Annotated in this window: 8 protein-coding genes; 4 read left to right on the top strand and 4 right to left on the bottom strand. The window is 63.7% G+C overall.

The genetic code is table 11. The features are described from left to right. Positions 1-197 precede the first annotated feature (197 nt). Together AC2VON_RS24430 and AC2VON_RS24425 are read left to right on the top strand one after the other, a co-directional pair. The gene (locus AC2VON_RS24430; protein ID WP_486955148.1) at positions 198-803 is read left to right on the top strand and encodes a ParA family protein; all 606 of its coding nucleotides are present in this window, start codon (positions 198-200) and stop codon (positions 801-803) included. Further along, positions 800-1,258: a hypothetical protein gene (locus tag AC2VON_RS24425; protein WP_486955147.1), complete on the top strand. Its 459-nt coding sequence runs from the start codon at positions 800-802 to the stop codon at positions 1,256-1,258. Before AC2VON_RS24430 ends, AC2VON_RS24425 begins: the two co-directional genes overlap by 4 nt. Positions 1,259-1,638: 380 nt before the next feature. Here AC2VON_RS24425 and AC2VON_RS24420 read toward each other — a convergent pair whose 3' ends face one another. The 3 genes from AC2VON_RS24420 to AC2VON_RS24410 form a co-directional block, all read right to left on the bottom strand. Then, positions 1,639-2,634 carry an ERCC4 domain-containing protein gene (locus AC2VON_RS24420; protein ID WP_486955146.1) on the bottom strand — a complete coding sequence of 332 codons (996 nt, stop codon included), beginning with the start codon at positions 2,632-2,634 and terminating at the stop codon, positions 1,639-1,641. A gap of 188 nt (positions 2,635-2,822) precedes the next feature. Further along, a complete protein-coding gene (locus AC2VON_RS24415) occupies positions 2,823-3,077 on the bottom strand; it encodes a hypothetical protein (protein WP_486955145.1) in 255 nt (84 codons plus the stop codon). A gap of 23 nt (positions 3,078-3,100) precedes the next feature. Continuing rightward, on the bottom strand, positions 3,101-3,673 hold the full coding sequence (locus tag AC2VON_RS24410) for a recombinase family protein (protein WP_486955144.1): 573 nt from the start codon (positions 3,671-3,673) through the stop codon (positions 3,101-3,103). Between the two features lie 205 nt (positions 3,674-3,878). Between AC2VON_RS24410 and AC2VON_RS24405 the strand changes: the two genes are divergently transcribed. Both AC2VON_RS24405 and AC2VON_RS24400 read left to right on the top strand, forming a co-directional pair. Next, on the top strand, positions 3,879-4,145 hold the full coding sequence (locus tag AC2VON_RS24405) for a metal-sensitive transcriptional regulator (RefSeq protein ID WP_486955143.1): 267 nt from the start codon (positions 3,879-3,881) through the stop codon (positions 4,143-4,145). A 535-nt stretch (positions 4,146-4,680) separates the two neighbouring features. Further along, positions 4,681-5,328 carry a DUF5134 domain-containing protein gene (locus AC2VON_RS24400; protein ID WP_486955142.1) on the top strand — a complete coding sequence of 216 codons (648 nt, stop codon included), beginning with the start codon at positions 4,681-4,683 and terminating at the stop codon, positions 5,326-5,328. Positions 5,329-5,507: 179 nt separating this feature from the next. Here AC2VON_RS24400 and AC2VON_RS24395 read toward each other — a convergent pair. Then, a partial coding sequence (locus tag AC2VON_RS24395; protein ID WP_486955141.1) for a four-helix bundle copper-binding protein occupies positions 5,508-5,770 on the bottom strand: 263 nt, incomplete at its 5' end.

The following is a 5,770-nucleotide window of genomic DNA, read 5'->3' as shown; positions in this document are numbered from 1 at the left end:
CTCGAAGACCTCGTATTCGCGCTTGCCTGACCGTGCAGCGGCTACCTTCGCTGCACGCAACAGAGCCTCGTCGATGTAGACGGTCGTCTTCTTCCGCATGAATGCCATTTTGACAGAAAAACTGATGCGGGGCTATGCCACGCCGCGCCTACGGCATATACGCATCTAGATGCGTATATGGATGTATGGTCTGTATCGTGATTTGGTCACTTGTGCACACGAAGGGTGGCGTCGCGAAGACGACGACCTGCATGTTCTTGGCGGCGGCTGCGGTGCGTCGGGGTATGCCCACGCGAGTGGTGGACGCCGATCCGCAGGGGTCGGCGTCGTCGTGGGCGGATCGTGCGGCGCATTTGGGCACACCTTTGCCGTTCGATGTTGTCCCGGCGACCGCGGCGGGGTTGCGGGAGCTGTCTAGCCAGCCAGGTGAGTTGATCCTGGTAGACACACCGCCAGGGACGGCCGCCGCAATCGACGCGGCGATCGACGCCGCCGACCTGGTGATCATTCCGACCGGGCCGCGCGCGGCGGATATTGACCGGGTATGGCCGACGCTCGATATCACCGCGCACCGGTCGACGACGGTCCTGCTGACCCTCGTCGACATACGGAAAGTGGAGGCGGTGGAGATGCCGCGCGGCTTGATTGAGGCGAACGCGCCGGTGCTGCGCAACATCGTGCGGAATCTAACCGCGATCGAGCGGTCGTTCGGTCGCGGGATTCCGCGGTATTTAGGCGATTACAGCGACGTTTTCGACGAGCTGCTGGCATCGGTAGGGCTTGAAAAGGAGATAACGGTATGAGAGCGAAGCCCTCGACGGCAGATACGGTGCGCGCATCGGTCATCCGCCGGCCGACCGGAGCCGCAGCAGCAGCCAGGGCGGCGAGCACGTTTCAAAGCCCCCACGAGGAGCGCCTCGATAATCCGGCGGCGCGAACGGCTGGGTCGCACGAGGCGATGCGCACCACGCTGCATCTGGCCCCGGCCCTGCGGACCGGGCTCAAACGCCGCGCCCTGGACTCAGACACCACCATGACCGAACTGATTCGAGCCGCTATCAGCGCAGGGTTGCAGGACGCAGCAGGGCTAGCGGCGGCCTCAATGGAGCATCGACGTGCGAGTAGCGGGGCGCGAACGACGCTTGACCTGCCCCGCGGCATACACCGGACACTGAAAAGATTGGCGGCCGACGAGGACACCAGCGTGCAAGCCCTAGTGGTGACGGCGATCCTCTGGGCACACCAGGACCTCATGTAATGCGGATATGGAAATACATATGTGCATCTATATCGACGTGCGTATGTGTGGCATCAGCAATCTGAGGTAATGCTCGTCAGCTGTTAACCGAAGGGTTGCGGGCTTGGCGCCGTCACCGCCCGGCCAAAAGGCAATCCGTGCGTGGCCAGCGTCAGGTCCACCGTTGAGGTCCGGCGTGCGTGAATCGTTGCCTACAAAGCGCGAAGCCCGAGCGCCACGGTCGTCCGGCCGGGTCTCGGGCTCACTTCCTGAAGGCTATTGCCGCAGGCATCACCGACTATATGCCTGGTCAGACGTATAGCGCGACGTCCTGACATAGGAGATTCCCACCGTCCCGATAACGAGAGGGTTTTCCGGGACAGCTGCGTCAGACCTAGACACTAGGTTCGGTTGGGCGGGTTCGCGTCGTGCCAGGCAGCCCAAATTTCGGGGCGCAGCCGCCCGCGATCGGGCACCGGCAACCCGGCGCTGCGGGCCCAGGCGCGGACCTCCGCAGTGGACGGTGCCGGCGCGACCGGTGCCTGATCGAGTTCGATTGCATTGCTCGTGGTCGGTGAGATGCGTTGCAGTGCGGCGTGTTCGGTGACTGCCCAGGTGTGGGCGGCGGCCAGGAATCGGTAGGTCCATTCCTCAGCGAGCTGGCGGGTCTCGCAGAACACGACGGGTACGTTCGGCCAGCGGACCTGTAGCTCGGCGAGGCCGTCAGCGACTACAGCGGGGCGAACCCGGTCGAGTTTGAACAGTTGTGAGTAGCGGTCCTCGATCACCACCGCCGCCCGGGGGAGCGCGGCCAGCTCGCCGACCTGGTAACGAAGCTTGCCGCCGGTAAGGCTGGCGACCAGATCGGCCAGCGACTTGCGCTCCACACTGGCCACCAGCTGGCCGTCGATGACCATGCCGTAGTCCCCGCACGGCAGCGCCCGCTTGATCGTGGTGACCTGCTGGGTGGGGAATCGGTAGGCGTATTGCTCGTGGCTGTCGATCACGATCGCCAACTCCTCGATGCCGTAGGCGCGGGCGGTGGGGGTGCGCACGTTCGGGCGTGCCTGCTTACGGGTGCGCGGTGACTGCCAAAACACCGCGTCGCGGCCCCGCGCCTGGGTGAACACGAGTTGGGAGCGGTTGTGCCGGGACCGGTCGGCGATCACGTCGATCGCCGCGCCGCGCCGCTGGCACGACCTCAGTGGCACTCGTTCGACGATCACCGGATCCTCGGGCCACTCTTCCAGCGGGACGGGATAGGCGAACAAGGCCTTCTCCCGCGGCCAAGTCCCTGACGTTCGAAAAAGCAGGTCACCGCCAGGCAGCGGGACCCGCAGCAACAGCCGCAGCCGGGACTCGTCATCGGGATTGACCGCGATCAGCAATTCCGCCACAAGCCCTGAGTCTGCCGGGCCTGGCCCTCGGCGAGGCGAGTGCATCACCGCGTATGCGCAGGTGTCGCCCATATGGGTGCTATGGGGATATAGTGGTGGGGACGCCGATGCCATTGCGGTGAGCATCGGAAGTGAACCCCAGGAGATCCTGCCGGACGACAGGGCCTGGGGTTTCGCGTTTCTTGGGCTCAGACTTGGACGTCGACGAGCGTGACCTTCGACTCGATCAAGGCGTAGCAGTGCTGGTCACCGCAGCGCATCTGCGTGACCGCTCCACAGCAGGCATCGGATATCCAGAGCATGGGTTCTGCTGGGCCACCGACATGGTCCATGTGAAGCCCGCCGTCGAGGATGCGCTTGCGGCGCAGGTAGTCAAGTGTTTGGTGGTCCCGTTGGTCATCCTTACGGCCGCGTGACTCCAAAATCGATTGCCTCACTCCCATCTTGACCAGCTCGGGAAAACCCGTCAACCTTGGACCGCCGCACCAAGGTAGCGGTAGGCAGTCGCGCGCCCGATCCCAAAAGCCGTAGCCAGTTGGGCTACCGGCTCCCCGGTCGCCGCCAGACGGCACAGCTGCTGTTGTCGCTCAGCACTCAGCTTGGGTGGTTTGGTTGCCGGCAAGTCCCGGGCGCGGCGGGACTCACGGGATGCGGCGCGGCGTTCACGGCCGAGCTCGAGTTCAAGCTCGGCCAACGTCGCCATAATGGCTGCGACCGCGCGCCCGGTCGAGGTGGCGGTGTCGATGCCTTCGCGCAAGGCGCGCAACAGGATTCGGCGCTCACCGAGTTCGGCGATGGTGCGGGTAACTTCGGCGACCGAGCGGCCGAGTCGGTCGATGGCGGTGACGACGACGGTGTCGCCGGCGCGGGCGTAATCGAGCATGGCGGCCAGCCCTGGCCGGGCTGTCTTGGCCGACCCAGAAAGTTTGTCGGTAAACACTCGGTCGGCATCGACGCCGACGGCGGCAAGCGCGGTCAGCTGCCCGTCGAGGTCCTGGCCGGTAGTGCTGACACGGGCATAGCCCAGAATCGAGGTCACCGGCAAACCGTCTCATAGCCTGCGGCACAACAGATTCGAGACACGCCGGTTTGAGACAACAAACGAGACGGCACGCGGCAGCGCGAGCTGCAGAAACTGTTTTGGAATCACTCCAATTTTGCTCGTCCCGATTCTTAACAAATGAGACACCTAGCGTGAGCTGGGTTGGCCTTCCTGTTGATCAACCCGGCGTTGATCTGACGGGATGTTCTGGTATCCGGCGATGTGTCCGAGTGCCATGGTGAGGGCCAGTTCGAGGGGGATCGCGAAGATGATCGAGGACGACAAGTACTGCATCGATGTCCTCGCCCAGATCAGCGCCGCCAGCAGTGCCCTCCGGTCAGTGTCGCTGAACCTGCTCGACGAGCACCTCGACCATTGCGTGACCCACGCGGTCGCCGAGGGCGGCGACGAGGCCCAGGCGAAACTGGTCGAAGCCTCCGCCGCCATCGCCCGCCTCGTTCGCTCCTGATTGCCACTCATGACTCACGCATAGCGCTTGACGCAGATACCCTACCGGGGTACCGTTTAGTCATGAGTGAAATCAAGGAAACCGAAACCAGTCGCTCCGAGTCCACCGGATGTAAGTGCGGTAACCCCTCTTGCACCCAAGCACCTGGCTGCGCATGCGGTTGCTCCTCGTGCACTTGCAACGACTGATCAACGGGGCCTAGCGCCGCGACCGTCCGTCGAACCCAGTGACTGAGGTTCGCCGGACTCGGTTCAAGTCGAGCCAAAGTCACCACTGCCGAGCAGGGACGAAAGCTGCGCTCCCGCCGGCTCGGGGCGCCGAGAACCCCCGGCGAAACAAACCCTCAAGATCGCTAGCCATCCAAGCGGTTGGCTTAGTCCGGCGAGGTATCAGACGACGAACTGTCAGGCAGATTTGGTGGAGATCGCGCAGCGTGTAGCCCGGCGCGGGTGCACCACATCGTTAAGTCCCGAATCTCTCGACAAATGAGACACCCGCCGATGTCGGCGCAGCGCGGAGCATTCACCAGGGCCCGATGTCGCATTTCGTGATCGGCGGTCTCGTGCTGCGGTGGATCGTCACCGTCTTCTTCGGTGTCAGCATCGCAGGCTACGTGTATATCCTTGTCGCGCAACGTGGCCGAAGGACATGCACTGTCAATCATGTGTTGCATCTCGTGATGTCGGCGGCAATGATTGCGATGGCCTGGCCCGTCGGAATGGGCCTTCCGACAGTCGGGCCGATGGTCTTCTTCGTTCTGGCGGCGCTCTGGTTCGTGCTTGCGGCTGGCCGGGCGCCTTCCGCTACCTCGGATCGACTGACCAACGGCTACTACGCCGTGATGATGGCAGCGATGGCGTGGATGTACGCAGTGATGAACGGCGGCCTGCCGGGCCAGACCGGTCACTCACCCGACCACACCCTGTCTGGTTCGCCAGGCATGAAGATGCCTGGGACGGACATATCGGCACCGGAGACGTCCTGGCCTGCACCCGAACCCGGATGGATCACCGCTGTCAACTTGACCGCGGCCGTCGGATTCGCAATGACGGCGGTGTGTTGGCTGTATCGGTACTTCGCCGATCGTAGAACCAAGCCGGTGCCGCACACCGCGCAGCTCACCCACCTGCGACTGCTCTGTCAGGCGTGCATGGCCACCGGGCTAGCCATCATGTTCGCGTGACGCCGTCGGTGGGTTGTGGCAGCCAAACTTGTTGCGCGAAGGCTCAGCTTCCTAAACCGGGAGCATCAAACGGGTTTGGTCCTCACACCACGCCGATGCGAGAAGGTGCGCGGGTCATGCCGAAGAACGCGGCCAACAGCGTTGATTGTTGGCCGCGTCTACTCCTATTTCGGCTGCCGTCAGTCGAGTGACTTCAGCAATTGCTGGCAAGCTGATTCGCAGCGCCGGCACACCTCGGCGCAGACTTTGCAGTGCTCGTAGCGGCTGCCGTGATGGTCACACGAGTCTCCGCAGGATTTGCACGCGGTGGCGCATGCCTCCAGGACGGTGCGCGTCAGGTTGGCATCATAGCCGGTGTGGCGTGACAGTACCCGGCTGGTCGTCGTACAGATATCGGCGCAGTCGAGGTTGTTGCGGATACATTTCGCCAACTCCTGCACCG

The organism is Mycobacterium sp. TH-M82 (assembly GCF_057473605.1).
The sequence above is the reverse complement of the archived record's forward strand: the minus strand, read 5'-3'. Positions and strand labels throughout refer to the sequence as shown.